The organism is Streptomyces ficellus, assembly GCF_030406405.1.
GTDB classification, from domain to species: domain Bacteria; phylum Actinomycetota; class Actinomycetes; order Streptomycetales; family Streptomycetaceae; genus Streptomyces; species Streptomyces ficellus_B.
Genome location: NZ_JAUEPL010000047.1, coordinates 1 through 20681, shown reverse-complemented (window position 1 = coordinate 20681; position 20681 = coordinate 1). Strand labels below are relative to the sequence as shown.

The following is a 20681-nucleotide window of genomic DNA, read 5'->3' as shown; positions in this document are numbered from 1 at the left end:
CGCACCAGGTGGAAGCACCGCTGCCACGTCACCGGCCAGCTCGGGCACCAGGACGCGTCGATCTCTTCCAGCTGCTCGCGCCGCATCTCCGACAGCGCCCCGGCCGACGACTCCACCGGCAGACCCTCGGCACGCCGCTGCTCGGTCTCGGCAGCCTTCCGGGCGGCGACCCGCGCGTTCTTCAGCCAGATGCCCACCCGGTAGCCCTGGAAGGTGGCGTCCAGCGGGGCCAAGAGGTGCCCGTTCGTCGCGGCCCACCCGCGCGCCGCCGCGAGACCTTCCTCCCACGCGACGTCGAAGTGCGACCATCCATGCCCAGCTTCTCCAACTGCTCGACGCGCTCCTCGTCCATGTCCCCGCGGGCGCAGAAGCGCCTGGCGTCGGCGATCCACTGCCCCAGCGGAAAGCCTGCGAGCGTGGCCGGCCAACCCTCGGCCTCGGCCTCCTGGTCGTCACGGCCGGGCACGCGGTACGTGAACGGCACCTTCAAGTCGCCGTGCAGCCGGTTGTAGATGACGGCGGCCTCCACCCCGCGCCGCCAGTGCTCGTACTCCGGTGAGCCGCTGCTTAGCACGTCGTGCGGTAGGGGATGTCGGGTAGGTGGAGCCGCCAGTCCGTGCGTGTCAGCCCCCACCCGGTGCGGGCGCAGACCCGGCGTACGAGACGGGAGGGGTCGAGGTCGATCCGCTCGGCCGGGTTCCAGGTGCCGGATGTGTACAGGGTGGTGCCGTCGTCGGAGAAGGCGACGCTGGAGAGGGGCTGGCCGGAGGTGGGCAGGGGGGAGCCCAAGGGGCGTCCGGAGGCGACGTCCCACAGTTGGACGGAGGCGGTGCCCACGACGGCGAGCGTGGTGCCGTCGGGGGAGAAGGCCAGCGCGGCCGGCGAGTCCCGCTCGCTTTCGGGGTCGACGGTGGAGGTGCCGTTGATCACACCGAGTCGGCGGCGCAGGTCGCCGTCCCACAGGGTCACCCGTCCCGTGCCGTCGCTGACGGCGAAGCGGGTGCCGTCCCGGCTGAACGCCCCGGCGAAGGGGAGGTCGCCGTCGTTGAGCACGACGGGACGGGCCCGTCCGGCGCGCAGGTCGACGACTTCGTTGTCGCTGGTGACCACCAGTGCGTCGTCCGGGCGTACGGCCAGGATCGTGCCGGAGCCACCCGTCTGCGTGGTGTCGAGGCCGGAGTCGGCAGGCCTGACGCGGGTCCGTGTGCCGGTGGCCAGGTCCCAGCGTTCCATCGTTGAGGAGTCGTCGTCACGCGTCATCAGCAGCAGGCCGCGGCCCGCGCTGTCGAAGGCCATGCCGGTGATCTCGGTCACCGTCCCCGACCCGGCGTCCAGGGTGGCCACCTCGCGGTTTCCTGTCGTGTCCCACACGGTGATCCGCTGCCGTTGCGTGGTGTACCCCCACGCCCTCACATAGGCGAAACGCCGGCTGTCGGGGCTGAACGCCATCAGTTCCGAGCAGTTGGCGAGGTTCTCCTCGTCGGTGCCGGAGTAAGAGGTGTCGGGCGGGCACGGGGCGGCGGGCAGGGTGGCGCGGGTCCGGCCGTCGCGTGTGCCGATCAGCCGTACGCCGGTCCGGCCAGGCCCGCGGTGGAGCACCGCGACGGTGCGGCCGTCACGGGAGAGGTGCACCTGTTCGGAGGGGTGTTCCTCCCACCGGGCGCGGGCGACCGATCGCAGGTCGAGTGAGGCGACGGAGGTACCGCTCCGCCGCAGGTACCGCACGGCGGAGGCGTCGGGGGTGAGGGAAAAGTCGTCGATCACCTCGCCGATGAGCTGGTAGCGGAAGACGGGCTGGTCCGGCTCGCTGAGCCGCCACAGCGCGATGTCCGCGCCCGTGGTGGCGGCGAGGAAGGCGCCGTCCGCGCTGAACCGCACCGCGGTCGCGTCCTCGAACCGCAGGCTGGGCAGTTCCCGGCCCGTACGCACGACCCAGCGACGGATCGTGTCGTCGTCCACGGCCGCCTGGACCGCGCCATCCGGCCGCAGGGCGAAGACTCCCGCCGCGAACCGCTCCTGGTCGGGGCAGGCGATCCGCGCGGCGTTCGCGGTCCGCGACAGCCGGTGGATCCGCCCCGTGCGGAGGTCACGTACCTCCAGACGACGCAGACCCCGGCACAGCGCCACGGTCCCGCCGTCCGCGCTCACACTGATCGGGGACTCCTCCACCACGGGAGCCCGCACGGTCGACAGCATCCGTCGGCCCCGCAGATCCCATACCTGCGTCTGCCGGAACTCCCCACCGTCCCAGTCGGACACCGTCAGATGACGGCCGTCCGCGCCGAATTCCGCCCTGTCCGGCGCCTCCACGGGAAGCGTGGCGACCACCCGGCCGGCCCGTACGTCCCACAGCCGCACGCCCCCTTGCGCGGGCAGGGCGAGGAGCCGGCCGTCGGGGCTGATTCCCCAGTTCGGCACCACACCCGGATCGAGGTCCACGTCCGACAGCAGTTCGCCCGGCCCCTGGTAGGAGCCGATGCGCCGGTGGGTGCGCACGTCCCAGGCCACCACGCGGCGCGCCGAGACCGACAGCAGGGTGCGTCCGTCCGGCGAGAGCCGGTTCGTCGCCGGTCCGAAGGCCGGGTCCGGGACGGGGAACACGTCCTGTTCGGGCTGGGCCATGGCGCTCAGCAGGGCTGAGCGGCTCTCGAGGGTGGGCGCGAGCCGCCAGGCGGCGACGGACAGCCGCATCGCCGTCACGGGGGCGGCGAAGCGCATGGCGTCCGCCACCGCGGCGATGCGCCGGGCCTCGGCCTCCGCATGGCGGCGCTCGCTGGTGAGGTTCTGCCGCCAGGCGGTGACACCGGCGATCAGGGCGACGGTGACCAGGACGGCGAGAGTGGCGAGCAGACCGCGTCGGCGCCGCAGCTCGGCCGTCCGGGCGGCCCGGCTCGCGCCGAGGAACTCGCGTTCCAGCGGGGTGAGCGCGGTATCCGCCAACCGCTCGCCGGCCACGTCCAGCCGCGTCCCGCGATACAACGCGCCCGGATCTCGGCCGAGGTCGTGCCAGGCGCGGGCGGCGTCGGTCAGACGGCGGTGGACCAGCAGGTCCTCACGGGCCTCGTCGACCCATCCGCGCAGTCTGGGCCAGGCGGTGATGAGAGCCTCATGGGCGAGGTCGACCGTGCCGTCGTCCACGGTCAGCAGCCGGGCGTCGATCAGACGGTCCAGTACGGCGCCGACCTCCTCCTCGGGGGCGAAGTCCAGCTCCGCGCGGTTCACCGGCCGGCGGGTGTCCTGGGCGCCCTCGCCGGGGGTGACCAGGCGCAGCAGGATCAGCCGCGCCAGCTCGGCGCGCTCGGGGGAGAGACATCCGTAGACGTCTTCCGCGGTCTGGGCGATGGCGCCGCGCACACCGCCTGCCGCTTCGTAGGCCCGCAGCGTCATCGTTCTTCCCGAGCGGCGGTGCCAGGTCTCCAGCAGGGCGTGGGAGAGCAGCGGCAGACCGCCCGGTTCGTCGGCGATCTCCTCGACGAGGCGTGTGGTGAGGGCGCGTTCCACGATCACGTTCCGGGTGGCGGCGGGCTTGACGATCGCCTGCCTCAGCTCCGCCGGGCCCATCGCCCCCACCGGCACGGCCGCGTCCTTCAGAAGGTCCACCAGGTGCGGGTAGCGCAGGCAGTGGCCGTAGAAGTCGGCGCGTATGCCCAGCACCACGCGCAGCCTGCTGTCGGGGTGCCGGGCGGCCAGCAGCCAGCGGATGAACCGCTCCCGTTCCTCCGGGTCGGCGCAGAGGGTGAATAGCTCCTCGAACTGGTCCACCAGCACGTAGGTCAGCCCCGGTCCGGCGGCGGGCTCCAGCTTGCCGATGTGCGTACGCGCCGGGTGCTGCCCCGGAGTCAGGATGCGCAGGGCGGCCGGGCTCGGCTCCGGGCGGCGCAGACGGGGGACGACACCGGCTCGCAGCAGGGACGACTTGCCGCTGCCGGACGGCCCGAGCACGGCCGCGCAACGGCGCGTGCGAAGGCTTTCGAGCACGTCGTCCACCACCTGCTCGCGCCCGAAGAACAGCTCGCTGTCGCCGGGTTCGAAGCGGGTCATCCCGCGGTAGGGCGGCTCCTCGCCGTCGGCGGCGCGCGGAGCGGCGGCCACCTCCGCGGCCACGGCTTTCCACCGCTTCTCCCACTCGGCGGTGTCGCCCTTGCAGGCCGCCACATAGGCAAGCGTCACCGAAAGGGAGGGCAGCTGCTCCCCTTTGGCCGCTCTCGAGAGTGTGGAGACCGAGACCTCCACCTGCCGGGCCATCTCCCGGTAGGGGATTCCGCCCGCCTCCTGCCGCAGCCGGCGCAACTCGTACGCAAATCGCGGTACCGGCCCTTGTGCCGGATCGAGGTCCGTCTCCGGACGCCCCATGTCGCTTCCTTCCCCCGTGCCGCCCGCGTCACCGGCGGCGGCGTCTCATTCCAGCACGCCCCCATGGCGCCGGGACAGCGGTCATTTCGCCAACCCAATCAGCTGACCTGCTTTGTTTCATGTCTCGGAGAGGGCTGTGCAACAACCAGGGATCCGGTGGACTCGAACTGGGACGACCACAGCGGCCGCCCCGCAGGCACCGGCGTGACGCGTCGGACGCGTCCGTGACCTTCCTCCGGGGAGCACTGCGGGTGCCTGCTCGATCGATCCACGATGTGAAGGGACTTTGCGTCATGAAGCGAGGAAACCGCCTGTCGGTGGCCATCGGTTCCGCTTTCCTGGTCACTGCTGCCCTCGCCACTCCCGCGGCCTTCGCGGACGGCACCGCGTCCGTCGACTCGGGCCGGTCCGCCTTCCGGGCCCAGGCGGTGGCGGTGGGTCTGACGGCGGCGGAGGCGACGGCGCTGCAGAAGGCGGTCGACGCGGCCCTGGCCCAGGACGGCGGCAAGCAGACCGCCGCCAACGAGATCCGGTACGCGGACGGCCGGCTGCTGCTGCCTCTGCCGGGTGAGAAGTACGCACGCGAGTTGGACAAGAGCGGCAAGAAGGCGGCCAAGGCCCACACCTGCACCAAGGGGGCCTTGTGCGGCTACTCGGGAACCGGGTACACCGGCGCGGAGCGCGAGTGGTTCTCGTGCGTCTTCCACAAGAAGCCGAGCAGCTGGAAGAGCGGAGGCTCCTGGTACAACAACCAGACGCCCGGCCGCGTGGGCAACTGGTACAGCCCCACGAAGAAGTGGCTGGGCTCCACGAAGCCGGCCCCCTGGGGCACCACGCACGGCCAGTGGCGCGGGGTCGGGTACGTGAAGCCCTGCTGACCCGGCCGCTTCCCGGCTGAGGCCGGTCCGCGTACCGGGCCGGCACGCGGGAGTGCCTTCCGCGCGGGGACGCTGACACCTACCGAACGGTGTGTCCGTCCCAGGCGGAAGGCACTTCCCGTGTGCGGTGCGCCGGCCGGGCGTCCGCGCCGGGGGCGTGAGGAGGGTCCGGGCGGAGTCCGTGGGGTTCCTGTTCGTCGCCGGTCCGGACGTGGCCGGGGCCGGTGGGCGCGCGGGGGTCAGATCCAGTAGGGGGTGGGGGGAGGTCGCCGGGGGTGGCCTGGAGGGGGGCGTCCTTGGCACGGCCCGTCAGCCAGGCCAGCAGGGCGGCTTGGGGGCCGCTGACCGTGAGGCCCGCGTTCGGGGCCGGGGTCAGGGTGCCGGCCGCGAGCGCGGCGGCCGCGGTGACGACGACGCCCACCATCAGGTCCATCGCATGCCGATCGCGGACAGCAGCTCCACCCGCTCCGGCGACAGTGTCGCCGCCCGGCTCCGCTGATTCCCGATCCACGCACCAAGCCGAAGCTCCCGAACCTCCTGGCCCTCGCCGCTGCCGACGACGATCCGTTCGATGTGCTTCCGAGGGACCCGGAGGTGTCCTTCGCGTTCGTAGTACTGCTTGGCGGCCTGGTAGTTCATGGCCCATTTGTCCGCTTGCGTACGGCGCGGGGGCGGTTTCTCGTCCTCGGCCGCGGGGTTCGATCCCGAGGACCTGCTCGCACATCCACTGCTGCACGGTGGTGAGGTTGTCCCAGCCGAGCCGGACCGACCGCACCCACCGGCCGAGGTCCTCGCCCTGGTGCACGACCTCGCCGGGCTCGGTCGGCAGTTCGCCGCCGGCCTCCAGGTGCATGCGGGTGAGGTGGAAGCAGCGCTGCCACTCCACGGGCCAGGTAGGGCACCAGGACGGGTCGATGTCCTCCAGCTGCTCGCGCCGCTCGTCCGACAGCGCGCCGGCCGCAGACTCGACGGGGAGGCCCTCGGCACGCCGCTGCTCGATCTCCGCAGCCTTCCGGGCGGCGGCCCTGGCGTTCTTCAACCAGATGCCCACCTTGTAGCCCTGGTGGGTGGCGTTCAGTGGGGCCAGGAGGTGCCCGTTCGTCGCGGCCCACCCGCGCGCTGCCGCGAGTCCTTCCTCCCATGCGACGTCGAAGTGGCTCCAGATCATGCCCAGCTTTTCCAGCTGTTCGACGCGGTCTTCGTCCATGTCGCCGCGGGCGTAGAAGCGCCGGTTGTCGGCGATCCATTGCCCCAGTGGGAAATCGGCGAGCGTGGCTGGCCATCCCTCGGCTTCGGCCTGCTGGTGGTCGCGGCTGGGCACGCGGTACGTGAACGGCACCTTCAGGTCGCCATGCAGCCGGTTGTAGATGACGGCGGCCTCCACCCCGCGCCGCCAGTGCTCGTGCTCCGGGTTGAGGACCCGCAGGTTGATGAACGCGGCCAGCTGCGCCGGGTCGCGCGGCGTGGAGAACTTCAGCAACTGGCGGGCGGGCGCCGACGGGCCGCCGGACCCGTTGCCCTCGCCCTGGCTCTCCTGGCCCCCGCTGCGGCTCTGAACGCCCCTGACACGGCTCTGCGCCTGCTGCTCGGCGAGCTGCTCCACCACGCGGGCATCGTGCGCCCTGAGCGCCTCCAGCAGCTTCGCCAACCCGCCGAACGCCCGCGACGTGAGCATGTTGTCCGCCGTCTCGCCCGGCCCCAGCAGGACGGGCACCACGAGCGAGGCGACCTTGCCCTCACCGGGCTGCATGCGCAGCGCGCGGCCGACGGCCTGGACGAGGTCGGGCATGGAGCCGCGCACGTCGGCCCAGTAGACGGAGTCGCAGTTCTTGGTGTCGATTATCTAGACGTCGTGTGGGTGGCAGGGATGTTTGTTGTGGGGGTGACCTGCTGTTAATCACTAGTAGTGCTTCGTTAGGTTGTCTGGGCTGCTCCGGGGGCGGGGCAGGGGGCGTCCGCAGGTGGTGCAGGTTCCGGTCCAGCACCTCAGCAGGTCCTGGAGAACGTCGCGGAACCTGGTAGAGGGTCAGGCTGGTGTGCGGACTTTTGGGTCGAGCCGCCTGAGGGTGAGAAATGCCTGAGCGGAGGTACCGGGGGTGACGTGGTGGTGCCAGCCGCGCCAGGTGCGGCCCTCGGCCAGCACCGAGACCGAAGCCCGCGAGTGGGCCACCAGCGGCAAGAAGGCCGCCGACGGCCCGAACCCCGCAGCCCTTCCCACGCAGGCCAGCCCGGTGCGGATGCAGAAGCCGCCCACGTCCGACACTCAGCCCGCTGCCGTGCCCGCGGACTCGCTTGCCGACGCCTGGAGCACCACGCCGACCACGGCGGCGCCTGACCCGGCCCCGGCTCCGGCCGGCCGACCCAGCGGCGACGTCGCCGGCGGCCCCGGTCGACGACGACCAGGCGGTGGGGATACGCGACGCCGCCGAACACCACCTGCCTTACACCCTCGCCGCGCTGCGCTACGCCCGCGTGTGCCAGGGAGCGGGGGCCGCCGGTGAGAGTGCGGTCGCAGCTTCGACAACGACCCGCCCCCAGATCCAGGGTCCGGTAGGCCGGTTGTTCTGATCCGCCCCCGAGTCAGCTTGGCCCTGGGATGATCAGGCCGTTGCTGGACACAGCGAAAGGTGAGGGGGAGCGCGGTGTGGGACTACTCGGAACTCAGCGCGGAGGCACGCAAGCTAGGAGGCCCTGATGCCCTACGGGCGGCCTACGTCCAGCTCGGGCGGCGGCTAGGCCAGCGGCGCGCCTTCATTCTCGGTGCCCTTGCCGTCGGCGTGCCGGTGGCTGGGTGGAAGGTCTTGATGGACTACCGCGACCGCCGCGCCCTCGCCGCTTCCCAGGCCACGGTCGTGACCTCCGAGGCCGCGCCCACGACGGGGGAGGCCGTAGTTGCCGAGGCGGAGGCTGTACTCACGACCGTCGACGTCGCGCCGGTGGTCGATGAGCCGGAGTCGGAGCCCGCCGCCGAGACCTCGCCCTCGGCCACCGCAGCCCAGTCCACCCCGGCGGCCGGCGGACACTTCAGCGCGTAGAGGCGTGAACGCCCCAGCGCTGACTGCCGGGAAGGGCCACGCTAGGACTCCTCGGTCCTCCCTCGCGCAGTGCACCGGCCACCCGACCGGGGCCTCCCGGTACGGGCGCAGCCTCGGCAGCAACTCGGTGAGCGGTGGAGGACGCTAGTAGCCTCGCCTATTCCTCTTCGTCGACCCCCTTTCTCAAGTTGCGGAAGGGGTCCGGAGCGCCAGGGCGTTCGCTCCGACCACGGGATCGTCGGCACTGGCGGCTGCCGCTGCGCGGTGGCGTAGTGGCGTTCGGCGGCAGCTGACGGTCACGTCTGGATGGGCCGTGGACGGGGGAAGAGCGTGAATCGGTCAGGAGCGAACCCCTCCAGACCGGTGAGCGAGATGCGATCGGCGTTGTAGATTCGGATCTCCACGTTCATAAGGGACTGGAGAGGGACTAGATCGTAGGCAACGTCTGCGAGAGCGTTGATCCTTAGCTGCTCAAGATTCGGAAACCGGTCCGGGATCAGGTCGAGGCGGATGTCGGACCGAGACACAGAGAGCCCGAGACGATTGACGGTGGCAATGAGGGGGGCGTTGGCGAAGTCGGCGTCGGTGACCTGAAGGCTGGTCAGCTGAGGCAGCTCCGCGAGCTCGGCCCATTCCACTGCGTCCATGACATGGTTGACGACAACGTCTTCGAGCATGGCCCACTGAGTGATGCCGGTGATGGAGGCCTCTATCTGGCCGCCGAGCCAAAGCCTTGTGAGAGTTGGCGAGGCGGGCAGGGTATGCAGCGTTCTCCACGGCAGGACGGTATAGAGCAGCAGTTCACGCAGCTGTGGGAGATTGTTGAGCGCCTGGAAGGAGAAGCCCTCAGGCAGGTCCAGCAGGTTCAGCTCCTGCAGGGGCAGTCCGGCGAGATGGTGTAGGCCGTCGACGGGTGTCGAGGGGCCAAGAGCCAACGAGCGCAGTGCGGCCAGAGACCGAACGAACGACAGACTGTGCAGCGAGGGCTCCTCCATGCTCCGGAGGGATAGGGATGTGGTGTGTTCCGGGGAAAGGTGTTCGAGGATCTCTGACGGGGTGAGTGCCAGCTCGAACGAGATGAGTTCGATCGGTGTCAGCAGCGGGAGAGCGTCAAACTGCGCACGAGTCCGGACGGTGACATGCAGGCGATCCCGGGTAAGGCGGAGGATGTCGCGGGCGTAATCGGCTGCCTCAAAGTTCGTCCAGCCCAGCATCAGTTCGTGGCGCGGCACCGAGGGGGCGACAGTCGGGACGAAATGTTGCAGATACGCATAAGCTTGATCGCCCCCCATGGCTGCGGCAGTGCGGAACACGGCAAAGATCTCGTCTTCGGGCAGTCCGTCGGCGGTGGGTGGCAGTAGGTCCAGAATGCCGGGACCCAGCGCGGACAGGGTGTTTGCTTCCTGGAGAGTGCGGGGCGGCATCAGGGCTGCGGCGCGCGCCGTGACCTTATGGCGCGTGTCAGGGGCGACTTCGGTGGCGTAGTGCATGCTGGCGGCCGCCAGGAGGTGCAGCCTGGGCCGGTGCTCGTTCTCAGCATCACCGCGTTCGACGAGGCGGCGGAGCAGATCAGCGCTCTCAGTTGGGCGGGCGTGGGCGACGGCCATGCGCAGGACGTCTTCCCACTGGTCGTCGTGTGCGTTGTTGACCAGCAGAGGGAAGTCGTGGGCTTCGATGGCGGCTTTGGCACCCAGGTAGTCCTGGAAAGTCCGGTGGACGAAGTCGATGGTGTCCATGGTGGGCTGGCGCAGGAGCCCGCTGCGGCCGACCAGATGCGTCAGGGCCTGGTCGGCAGTGCCCTGCTCGGCCACGGCCTGCATGGCCGGCAACGCGTCGTCGACCAGGGCCAAAGCGGTGGCCCGATCCATCTCTGTCTGGCGGTTGCGGATCAGCCAGTAGGCCAGACGCTGCAGTAGCTGGACGCTCTGATGTTCGGTGAGCTGAATGCCTTCAGGGACGTCGATACTGCGCTCGAGGTCGCGACGCACGAGCAGCATCGACAGCGCTGCCTCGTAGAGCTCCATACGGCCGTGAGGCAGATGGCCGCGGCGGTCCCGGTGCAGCGCGCAAATGAGCGCACACATCAGGGGCGTGCTGGACAACTGCGCCAGGTCACGCTGAGCACGCACTGTCACCTGGAGCGCTGCTTCGAGATCAATCAGCTGTGACCGTTCGGCGTTAGTCGCTGTACTATGCCGGGCGGCGGTATGCCACCGGCCGACGAAGACTCCGATGTCAGCGGCGCTCATGGGCCGTACTGACAGTTCGGTGAAGCGCAATGAGGCCAGCCAGCCTTCGGGAACAGCTGACGGCCGCGTGGTGACCACGAAATGTGCGTCCTTATAGGCGGCCAAGAGCCGCTCGAGCCAGTCGCGCGTGGCGCCCCGATGCTCTTGAGGAACCTCGTCGATGCCATCGACTAGGAGCAGTGCCTCCCCTCTGGCGAGCACGGCATCGGCCCAGCCTTCAGGTTGTGAGGCGGCCAGGGGGCTGCCGAGCGCAGATAGAAAAGCGTGTGGATCCGGAAGCGGTCCACGCCTCACCAGCGTCCGCAGCGGCAGGATGAACGGAATCCGCCCCCGCCAGTCCGCCAATTCCTCCGGCAGTTCATCGCGCGCCGTGGCGACAGCCAGCCACTGCAGCAGTGTTGTCTTTCCGCTGCCAGCGAGCCCTCGCAGAAGAACCCGTCGGCAGCCGGCCAACGCGTGCTCGGCACGCTTCACCACGACGGATGGCCGGTTCGCCTCCTCACTGCCCGCAGGCCAGTCTTCCGGCCGCTCCGCCAGCTCCAAGCTCAAGTACGCCGCATCCAACGGCCAGCACGCACGTTCCGGCCGGCTCAAGTCCAGTCCTACGACGGTCAGCTGGGAATGCCGTTCCGTCACGTAGCTCAGGTAGCGCTCCTCGAACGAAGGCTGCACTTTGGGCCGTACCGACCTGCGGGTGGCTTTCCTCGGAAAGCTTTCGCGCACCGGCTGCACGCGGGCAGCGGCTTCGCGAAGGGCCAGCAGCGGGCCCACATCCGCCCCCAAGGCTTTCGCCAGGGCCACCAGTGTGGTCTCGGAGGGCACCACTTGGCCGTTCAGCGCCTGGCTGACCGTTGTGCGCCCCAGCCCGGTCCGCTGCTGCAACCCACCCATCTGCAGACCCCGCTGCGCCCTGAGGGTACGCAGCCGTAGCGCGAGTTCCGCCAAGGGATCCTCGTGCACGTCCCCCATGTCCTGCTTCTCCGTCTCTCAAGCGACCGTCTTCGTTCATCTTTGTTCGCCCTGAACCCCGGTGAACACCAGAACCGCGAAATTCGCCGAAGTCCCCGTCGTCGGTTGTCCTGGGAAGAAGGCATGAACACCTCATCCATCAACCTGATGTTCCTGGCCCTGCTCCTCGCGGTCGTCGCGCTCTTCTGCATGCTCGTAGGAGCAGCGACCGGTCTGCTCGCTCGTATCGACGGAGCCACCTATGCCACCGCTCTGCTGCGCGGTGCCGTGGCCTTCGCGGGCAGTGCCACCCTGTCCCTGGCGCTGCTGACCTTCGTCCTCGCGGTGCTGTGAACCGAGGATGCTTTGTCCTCCTACCTGCAGGCGAGAGCACGGCGCCCGCCCGTGGCGGGCGCTGTTACTGCTCGGCGCTGGGCCCGGCTAGTGTCAGGGCGTCGACTACAGGACAGGGATTATCCATAGGTGCGCGGGCTTGTGTGGTGTGTTCGGTGTGGTTGCCACCTGGTCGTGTAGGAGATGTCTGGAAGCGGCGCCGACTGGGGGCGGGCTTGGTTGTGTTTGGCGGGTGGAGCAGACCTACGTGGCTGAGCGTTCGATCTCCCCAGTGACTGGTGTGGAGCGGTGGGTGGTGGCCGACGCGCGCACCTATGACCTGCATGCCGAGGTGTGTGCGTTTTTGGCGGGGTTGCGTTAGTAAGGGCCGCTCGCCGAACACGGAACGGGTCTACGCAGGCCGTCTCGCCCTTTATCTGAACTATTGCGCGGAGCGCCGCATCGAGTGGTCGTGTCCGAGTTTCATGGCTTTGTCCGGGCTGCAGCAGTGGTTGGTCACCACGCCGCTGCCGGCCCGCAGCCGTCGTTCCCCGACCACGGCTGTGCCCCGCTGCCGTTCGCAGGGCACGGCGAACGCGGTGATGACGGCGGTCACGGACTTCCTGCGCTTCGGCGCGCTCCACGGCTGGGTCCCCGCGCAGACGGCTGGCTTGTTGTCGGAGCCGAAGTTCCTGCGGTTCTTGCCGGCCGGGTACGACGCCGGCGAGGGCGGCCAGTGGCGCCAGGTCCAGGTCTCAGCCTTTCGTTTCCAGGTCAGCGAACCCGGCTACGAGGACCTGTCCCCGGAGCAGATCCGCCGCATGATCGCGGATACGGCCCGGGCGCGGGACCGTTTTCTCATCGCGTTGCTCGCCGCGACCGGCCTGCGTATCGGGGAGGCCCTGGGCCTGCGTCAGGAGGATCTGCACTTCCTGGCCTCGTCACGCTCGCTGGGCTGCCCGGTGGAGGGCCCGCATCTTCATGTGCGGCGCCGCACCGACAACCCGAACCGGGCTTTGGCCAAGTCCAGACACTCCCGGTGCCTCCCCGTCACCCCCGACATCGTCGCCTTCTACACCGACTACCAGCACGAACGGAACCAGGTGGCCGCCGCGGCCGAGACCGGCATGGTGTTCGTGAACCTATTCCGCCCGCCGCTGGGGCGGGCCATGACCTACCCGAACGCCAAGAGCGTCTTCGACCGGCTGGCCCGCCGCGCCGGGCATCCGGCTCGCCCGCACATGCTGCGCCACTCCGCGGCCACTCACTGGCTGCGCGGGGGAGTGGACCGGGACGTGGTGCAAAAGCTGCTGGGGCACGCCTCGCCGCTGTCCATGGACCGTTACCGCCACGTCGATGAGTCCGAGACCCGGGCGGCTGTCGACCGGGCCCAGGCATGGCGGGAGGATCAGTGAGTACCGCTACCGCGCCCGTGACTGCACTGGGGGCGCCGACGAGGGCCACGAAGAAGTCGTGGGAGACGTGGCTGCGTGCCCACATCGATCCCGCGTGGCGGCCGGGGGAGTGGGACAGCGCCAGATGGCTGTTCACCGGAGATCTCGACAACCCGCGCACCTCGTCTTCCCGGTGCCGCACCCGCCGCTGCGACATGATCGTGCGCGCTCAGGAGACGTTCTGTACCTACTGCTCGGACCAGCGCAGAAAGAGCGGTCTGCCGCGGGAAGAGTTCGCCGCCACTTTCACCCCCGCCCGTTCCAGATCCCTGCCGTTGACGGTCGTCGGGCCGTGCACGCTCACCCGGGACGGCGTGCGGTGCGTACGCCCTCAGGTATCGGGAGGCCTGTGCGCCGCTCACCACGGATCATGGAAGTACCACAGGTCCAGAGGCACCCTCGAGCGGTGGCTTCGCAGCCGGGCAACACCGTTCACCGAAAACCCGGACTGCATGGTGACCCACTGCTCCGGCTGGGCGATGAACTCCAGTGGGCTGTGCAACTACCACTGGCGCGCCTGGAGAGCGGAATGCCGCTCCAGCACCGACTCCATGCCTGCCGCCCAGTGGGCACCGCACCAGCCCTTGTATCTGCTGGCGCACCAGTTCCACCTCGCCCCATTGCCCCAGCTGCTGCGCTGGGAAGTGCTCTACGCCGTGCAGCAGATGGACCAGTGGGTACGTGCCCTGGAACCTCATTGGATCCGCGGCGTGATCAGCCACCTCACCACGGCCGACACCCTTCTGGACGCCACCAACACGGCCCGGCTCACCAAGCCGCATCAGTCTGCCGTCCGCACATTGGAGAACCTGCAGTCCGCCGCCCGCGCCGGATACAGCGAGTTCTCCGGGATCACCCTCATCGACCAGGACGTCATCGATCTGCGCGTCCTCGGGCTGCGCCACGGCGCCTCCGGCAAGCGCCGGCATCTGCCCGGCCGCGTCGATCTCCGCACAGTCCGCCAGCCCTGGCTGCGCCAGGCGCTGCGTCATTGGGTGACCACCGCCCGCCCCACCACGGAAGACTTCAAGCGCACTTTCCACGCGACGACCATCGCCTCCACGGCTCTCGCCCAGCGCGCCGACGCCGGCGAGGATCCCGTCGCCCTGACCTTCGCCGATGCCACCTTGGCTGTCGACGCTTTCCGTGCCGCAGGCAAACGAGACGGCACCCCCTACTCGTCCTCCTTCCGGCGCAGCCTGCTGGGGATGTTCTTCCAGCTCATCGCCTACGGTCGCCGCTGCGGCACCCTCGACGACCTGGCCGGCACCTTCACCCGCGTGCCCGTCGAGCACGTCATCTCCGTGGAAGAACCCAACGAGGACTTCATCGGCAAGGCCATCCCCGAATCCGTCATCCGGCAACTGGACGCCCACCTCGACACCCTGGGCACCGGAAACACCTACGGCTGCCGCGACATCGCCCCAGACGCCCGGCACCTCCTGTACCGCACGATGTACATCGTCCTGCGCGACACCGGGCGCCGCCCGCTCGAGATCGTCTCCCTGGCCCGTGACTGCCTGGAAACCCACAACGGCCAGCCCACCCTGATCTGGGACAACCACAAGCGGAAACGCCACCGCAGACGTCTGCCGATCACAACCTCCACTGCCGACGCCATCCGAACCTGGCAAGCCCGCCGCGACCAACTGCACCTCCCCGCCAAAGGAGACCGATACCTCTTTCCATCCCTCACCCCCCTGAGCGACGCCCCCCACATCTCCAGCACCTACCTCAGCGACGCCCTCAGGCTCTGGGCAGACGCCCTGCCCCCGCTCCACGCCGAGGGCACCGACTCCAAAGGTCAACGACTGCTCTTCGACCGGTCCCTGATCTACCCCTACGCCTTCCGCCACTCCTACGCCCAGCGCCACGCAGACGCCGGCACCCCCGTCGACGTGCTGCGCGAGCTGATGGACCACAAATCCATCGCCATGACCCAGCGCTACTACACCGTCTCCCTCAAACGGAAAAGCGAAGCAGTGGCCAAACTCAGCGCACACGTCCTCGACCAGCACGGCCACCTCAGCCCCAGCTCGAGCACGGCCTACGAGATGCGCTCCGTCGCCGTTCCCTACGGCGGCTGCACCGAGCCGTCGAACGTCAAAGCCGGCGGCCAGGCGTGCCCCATCCGCTTCCAGTGCGCTGGCTGCGGCTTTTACCGCCCCGACCCCTCCTACCTGCCCGCCATCGAGCACCACATCAACGAACTACGAGCAGACCGCGAAACCGCACTCGCCATGGGCGCCGCCGAGTTCGTCACCACCGCCCTCACCGCACAAATCACCGCCTACCAGCGCGTCATCGACCGCATGAACACACACCTGGCATCTCTCCCCGCCTCCGAACGCGCCCAGATCGAAGAGGCCAGCACCGTGCTGCGCAAAGCACGAGCAGGCGACAACCACACCCTCCTGCCCCTCACCACTGCCCGACCGAAAGACCCGCGATGAATCCCCGCGGCAACCCCGCCCCCCTCGCCGAAGCCAGACGTCGCCACAGTCTCGACAAACGAGCCCGTGTCCTCACCGTCCTGGCCACACTCGAGAAACAGGGAAAGCCGCTCACCTTCGCCGCAGTCGCCCGCGCCGCCCGAGTCTCCACCTGGCTCACCTATGCCCCCGGCGTACGCGAGCACATCGAGGCAGCCCAACTACGCCAAGCCCACAGCACCCCGCCATCTGCCACGGCAAGCCCGCCCTCCCACCTCAGCCTGCGCACCGAACTCGAAATCGCCCGGCAAGAAATCAAAGAACTCCGCGACGAACGCGACCGGCTCCAGGCAGCCCTGCGCCACCAACTCGGCCAGCAACTCGATGCCATCCACGCCCCCGACACAGCAGCCAGAGCAGACCAGCTGAACGCCCTGAACCAGGACCTCACCCGCCGGCTGGAGGAAGCGGCCTCGGAGAACGCCACGTTCCGCGCCCGCATCACCGCCCTCGAAGAAGACCTGATTGCTGCCCGCACCAGCCTGCGCCGGATGATCCGCACCGAGAACACGGCCCGCTGAACGACATACCATCCACGGCGGTCATGCCCATTCGACGCCCAGCTCCCGCAGTGCGTCGCGCTGCTCCTGGGTGAGCTTGTCGCGGCGGCTTTTGGTGTTGGAGACCCATACGCCCAGCTTTACGGTCACCGGAGCCGCTTCGCCGTCGACCGTGATCTGCTCACTGTGGCCGCGCGGGACGGGCCGGTGGGCGCCTTCCCGGTCCACCCACTGTGCGAGGGCTGTCAGGCCGCGCTGGAAGGCCTGCTGTGCCTTGCCCGGGCCCTTCGCAAGCGTGGCTGCCGGGGCGGGAGATGGCGCCTCAGCGGGTTTGATGCCCAGCGCGGACAGCCGTTCCTGCCGCTCGGTCGACAGCTGCCTCCAGGTGCCTGGCTTGCGCTGCTGCTGGAGCCATCGTCCGATGTCGTCGCCGTCCATGAGTACGCCGGGTGCGATGTCGGGGAGGCTGCCGTCGGCGTCGACCAGGTCCGCCAGGACGCGGTAGTGCCGCTGCCAGTCCAGCGGCCACGGGCAGTTCCAGTCCGGGTCGATCGCGGTGAGCTGCGCCGCACGCTGCTCCGCCCGCTTCGGGTCCTTCCCGAGGCCGCCCTTCCGGCGCAGGTTGGCCATGTGCTGGCCGATAGGCACCATCGCCTCGCCCTCGCCCCAGACGGCGTCCTGGCGGGGAGCGAGATGCCCCGTGGCCCGCCGGTACGACCGCAGGGCGGCGAGTTTGTTCTCCCAGGCTTCCTCGCCGGGTTCCCACACCATCCCGGCCTCGTCGAGGAGGTCCTTGCGGTGAGGATCGAGTTCACCGGCCCGCAGTGATTTCCGCTGCTGGTGCACCCATCGCCCAAGCGGAAACGCCTTCGTCGTCCCGACCTCGATCTCGACGTCGTAGGGGACGGCGTACAGGCCGGTGATCTCGTTCTCCTTCCGCCAGCGGGTGAGGGCTTGGTAGCCCTCGAGCCAGACCAGGGACTGGGGGCGGATGACGCGGCAGCGGGTCAGGGCTGCGATGTCGGCGGCGTCTCGGGGGGAGGCGAAGTTGACCACGATCGAGGTGACCCGGTCGACCTCCTGCTGCGCCTGGCTGGTCTCCTCACCATCGCCGCTGTCGGTTCCCGCTGTGTGGGCGGGGCGGACGTGGAGGCGTCGGCGCTCTTTGCCGCGGGTCAGGGCGCGGGAGGCGAGCTGGTCGACCATGCGTTCCGAGTGCGAGCGCAGCGCCTGGAGGATGTCGACGAGGGGCTGGTAGCTGGCGCTGGCGACCATGTCCTTCGGGTCCTCCCCGGGCTGCAGGAAGATCGGGATGATGATCCGCGCCGTCTTCACCGTGCCGTCCGGATTCGGGCGCAGCGCCCGCCCGATGTTCTGGACGATGTCGACCTGAGAGCTGCGTGAGCCGACGATGCACACCGCTTCCGCGCCGCGCAGTCCGGTGATGTCGACGCCGACCCCGAGGGCCCGTACCGAGGCGAGGAACGCCCGGTGTACGCGCCGGTTCTCGGCGTTCACACCGTTGGCGAACCGGCGGATCACCTCCCGCCGGCGGGCGATGGGATGGTCGCCGCACAGCCAGTCGGCCCAGACCCGGTCCGGGGGGACGTGGCGGCCTTCCTCGAGCTCGTACAGCTCGGCGTCGACGGAGGAGGCGGGCAGCTCCTCCGCATGGGCGAGAGCGGCCTCGGAGGCTTCGGTGGCGTACAGCTCGGCGGCGGTCGCCGGCATCTGCTCGGCGAACGCGCGGGCTTCCTCGACCCTCTGGTGGAACGTCATGACGGTGTGCAGGTTCAGCTGCGCCGCGTGCTCCAGCAGCGCGGCCTGGAGCAGCGCCAGACGCCGGCCGCGCAGCGCGTCCTCCGACAGCCCCAGCACCGGGTCGGGGTCACGGATCTCCAGCACATCGATCTCGAAGCCCGCGAGGATCGAGCGTTCCACCGCCTCCGCCAGCCCGAGATCGAAAATCCTGGTGCCGTAGGTGGCGCTGTCGTCCTCCATCGACGCGATCACCAGCTCACGCCCATCCTGGCCCCGCTGCGAGCTGGGCGCGGCCAGAATCCGCGGGGTGGCGGTCAGGTAGAGCCGGAAGTCGACGGGGATGCGGGCATTGTCGTGGATCGCCGCCCACGGCCGGCCCATGTCCCCGGCCGTCATGTGCGCCTCATCCAACACAGCCAGATCGAACGGGGCCATCCGCTGCCCGTACAGCTGCTCCCCGCCCGCCAGAGCCGACTCCAACGGCCCGCGCACCGTCCGCCGACCAGTGATGTCCGTGGGATCCTCACGATCCACCAGGGAGGCGTACGTGGCGAACACGACCACCGGCCCGGACCCCGCCCACAACGCGAGCTGGATCGGGTTGGTCGTGGTACGCACCCCGAGCTGCTCCAGGACCTCGTCCTTGTCCACCGAGCAGACCGCGACCATAGGCGCGCAGTGCCCGACCCGGCGCCAGGACTGAGCTGTCTGCACGATCAGATCCAGGGTGGGCACCATGACGAGGATCCGCCCGTCCGGGAAGCACTCAAGAGCACAGGCGGCAGCGGTGATCGTCTTCCCTGTTCCGGTCGCGGACACCCCCGTGGCTCGGACCCCCTGAGGGGGCACAAATGACCTTGCAGGGAATCCCACCCACTTACGGAAGCTCGCCTTCTGCTCGACCTGATGTTCCTTGAGTGGAATTGCAGACATTCCTTGCCTCCCCTTGCTGGCTATTCCGGCGGTTCCTCAGACGGCTACGTGCGGGTGCGAGTACGCGGATGAGTCGTCCCAGATAAACGCGTTCGCCACGTGCCAGCCGCCGGGCTCTGCCGCTCGCCAGGACGCTTTGTCGGCAGGGGCGTAGTGCCCGGCCTCGCGCGTGCAGAGGATGACGTCCCCGGTGGAGAGCTCCACCGTCCGCGCGGTACACAGACGACCCGCCTTACCCAGCGCCTCCAGCACCCGCCGCCGCTCCGTGGTCGCGTGTGTGCGGCAGCACGGTAGCCAGGACAAACGCCTCCAGGCGCACCAGCGCCGCCCGCTCACGCTGCCTCACATCCGCGATACATGCGGCCACTTCAGCGGCCCCAGACGACCGGCCGCCACGCCGCACCCAATCCCGGTCCGCGATGCCCACCAGGGCCTCGCTCACGGCCATCACACCCTCGTCCCAACCGTCCGCGAACACCGCGCCCGGCGAGGCCGGTGACGCCATCCCGTCCAGCTCGACCACCTTGTTCTGCGCCCCGGCGACCGCCTCGGCCTCCACTGCAGCCACCAGGTCGTCCGCCTCAGCTGCGGGCACGCCCTGGGCCGCCAGGAGGGCGAACCGCTTCAACCGGGGGCTCACGCCTGTCGGCTGGTGCCGCGTCACCCGGTGCACAGAATCGCTGCTCAGCACGGGACCTGGTCCAGTAAATTCGTGGTGACCGTTCATCTGCGGCCGTTCCTCTCGGAATTGAGGGAGGTTTCCGGGAGGCTAGGGGTATCCCGTTTTTCCGCCAACGGTACATGCTGCATCAAGCTGATGCACGCGATACACCGGAGCCCGACACGAACGAGCGACCCCCACCACAGCATGGGCAGGCGGGAGAAGTAGGCGAACCGCCGGTGAGTAGCGCGAATCCGGGTACGCGGGCGGGCATGGCACCGAAGACTGAACACCTCATGTCCCTGCGGGCCGTACGGCAGCTGCGCCGAGTCCGCACCTTCTACACGGCAGGTGTCCTGCTGTGGGCGGCCGCCGCGGCCTGGACGGGATGGACTCATCCCGGAAGCCGGCAAATGTGGGTCTCCCTGCTTCTCCTGGCAGTCTTCACCGGCCTGCTCGGCACCGCCTCCCTATGGATGCACCGCCTCAAGACAGCCCCAGGACATAAGCCGGCGCATCACGCCGCACCCCGACGAGCCATCGCCCCACGCCACGCAAACGCCTGAACCTCACAAACCTGAGCCGCCCACCCTGTAGCCAGCCTGGCCGCCGTCAGCGGGCCACAGGCCGGGCCACGAGCTTGAAGGCGAAGCCGGAAAGCCCATGAGCGGGGGAGCGCAGCGGACCCACCCAGCCGGTCTGCAGCGAAGCGGAAGACCGGTAGCGGGACGAAGTCCCGCAGCTCCGGGAGCGCAGCGAACGGAGCGTCAACCCGGCTGCGAAGCAGCCGGGTTTGAGTGGGACGCGAAGCGTCCCACCAGCGCTCCCGCGGAGCGGGAGCGCAACACCCGCGCGCAGCGCGGGTGTTCGCTTGCACATCGCGCAGCGATGTGGTACCCGCTCCGCGGGAGCGCTGGTGGGGCGCGTCGCGGCCCCCACAAAACCCGCGGGCTTGCCCGCCGGGGGTCGCGCCGGGGCGGGGGCGCCCCGGGGTGGGGGGGGAGGTGGGCCGACCGGGCAGGCGCGGGGGGGCGGAGAGGGGGGGTGGGGGGGGGGCGCTCCCCCCCCGAAGGTGTGTTCGGGG

12 protein-coding genes and 2 pseudogenes are annotated in these 20681 nt (G+C 69.6%); 6 read left to right on the top strand and 8 right to left on the bottom strand.

All coding sequences use genetic code 11. The features are described from left to right. Positions 1 to 107: 107 nt before the first annotated feature. The 3 genes and pseudogenes from QWM81_RS29325 to QWM81_RS24950 form a co-directional block, all read right to left on the bottom strand. A pseudogene (locus QWM81_RS29325) lies at positions 108 to 236 on the bottom strand (hypothetical protein); the annotation flags it as partial. Further along, positions 182 to 529, bottom strand: a complete 348-nt coding sequence (locus QWM81_RS29320; RefSeq protein ID WP_435372454.1) for a helicase associated domain-containing protein — start codon at positions 527 to 529, stop codon at positions 182 to 184. The gene QWM81_RS29320 and the pseudogene QWM81_RS29325, both read right to left, overlap by 55 nt. 38 nt (positions 530 to 567) lie before the next feature. Then, a complete protein-coding gene (locus tag QWM81_RS24950) occupies positions 568 to 4353 on the bottom strand; it encodes an nSTAND1 domain-containing NTPase (RefSeq protein ID WP_290114596.1) in 3786 nt (1261 codons plus the stop codon). Positions 4354 to 4646: 293 nt separating this feature from the next. On the opposite strand from QWM81_RS24950, the gene QWM81_RS24945 reads away from it, so the two are divergent. Continuing rightward, positions 4647 to 5231, top strand: coding sequence for a hypothetical protein (locus tag QWM81_RS24945; RefSeq protein ID WP_290114595.1), 585 nt, complete (start codon positions 4647 to 4649; stop codon positions 5229 to 5231). Positions 5232 to 5654: 423 nt separating this feature from the next. Here the strand turns inward: QWM81_RS24945 and QWM81_RS29315 are convergent, their stop codons facing one another. Both QWM81_RS29315 and QWM81_RS29310 read right to left on the bottom strand, forming a co-directional pair. Next, positions 5655 to 5870 carry a helicase associated domain-containing protein gene (locus tag QWM81_RS29315; protein ID WP_435372456.1) on the bottom strand — a complete coding sequence of 72 codons (216 nt, stop codon included), beginning with the start codon at positions 5868 to 5870 and terminating at the stop codon, positions 5655 to 5657. Positions 5871 to 6192: 322 nt separating this feature from the next. Next, positions 6193 to 6906, bottom strand: a pseudogene (locus QWM81_RS29310) (helicase associated domain-containing protein); the annotation flags it as partial. Between the two features lie 1129 nt (positions 6907 to 8035). Here QWM81_RS29310 and QWM81_RS24930 point away from each other — a divergent pair. Beyond that, positions 8036 to 8266, top strand: a complete 231-nt coding sequence (locus QWM81_RS24930) for a hypothetical protein (RefSeq protein ID WP_290114593.1) — start codon at positions 8036 to 8038, stop codon at positions 8264 to 8266. A gap of 296 nt (positions 8267 to 8562) precedes the next feature. Here the strand turns inward: QWM81_RS24930 and QWM81_RS24925 are convergent, their stop codons facing one another. Beyond that, positions 8563 to 11484 (bottom strand): NACHT domain-containing protein, encoded by a 2922-nt coding sequence (locus QWM81_RS24925; RefSeq protein ID WP_290114592.1) that lies wholly within the window; start codon positions 11482 to 11484, stop codon positions 8563 to 8565. A 123-nt stretch (positions 11485 to 11607) separates the two neighbouring features. On the opposite strand from QWM81_RS24925, the gene QWM81_RS24920 reads away from it, so the two are divergent. From QWM81_RS24920 to QWM81_RS24905, 4 genes are all read left to right on the top strand, one after another. Beyond that, positions 11608 to 11817: a hypothetical protein gene (locus tag QWM81_RS24920; RefSeq protein WP_290114591.1), complete on the top strand. Its 210-nt coding sequence runs from the start codon at positions 11608 to 11610 to the stop codon at positions 11815 to 11817. A 314-nt stretch (positions 11818 to 12131) separates the two neighbouring features. Then, entirely contained in the window at positions 12132 to 13211 is a 1080-nt protein-coding gene (locus QWM81_RS24915; RefSeq protein WP_290114590.1) for a tyrosine-type recombinase/integrase, read from the top strand. Positions 13212 to 13870: 659 nt separating this feature from the next. Continuing rightward, positions 13871 to 15703, top strand: a complete 1833-nt coding sequence (locus QWM81_RS24910; RefSeq protein ID WP_290114589.1) for a tyrosine-type recombinase/integrase — start codon at positions 13871 to 13873, stop codon at positions 15701 to 15703. Beyond that, positions 15700 to 16263 (top strand): hypothetical protein, encoded by a 564-nt coding sequence (locus QWM81_RS24905; protein WP_290114588.1) that lies wholly within the window; start codon positions 15700 to 15702, stop codon positions 16261 to 16263. Before QWM81_RS24910 ends, QWM81_RS24905 begins: the two co-directional genes overlap by 4 nt. A 21-nt stretch (positions 16264 to 16284) precedes the next feature. On the opposite strand, the gene QWM81_RS24900 is transcribed toward QWM81_RS24905, so the two are convergent. Both QWM81_RS24900 and QWM81_RS24895 read right to left on the bottom strand, forming a co-directional pair. Next, a complete protein-coding gene (locus tag QWM81_RS24900) occupies positions 16285 to 18936 on the bottom strand; it encodes a DEAD/DEAH box helicase (RefSeq protein WP_290114587.1) in 2652 nt (883 codons plus the stop codon). Positions 18937 to 19168: 232 nt separating this feature from the next. Beyond that, positions 19169 to 19576 carry a hypothetical protein gene (locus tag QWM81_RS24895; RefSeq protein WP_290114586.1) on the bottom strand — a complete coding sequence of 136 codons (408 nt, stop codon included), beginning with the start codon at positions 19574 to 19576 and terminating at the stop codon, positions 19169 to 19171. Between the last annotated feature and the right edge of the window lie 1105 nt (positions 19577 to 20681).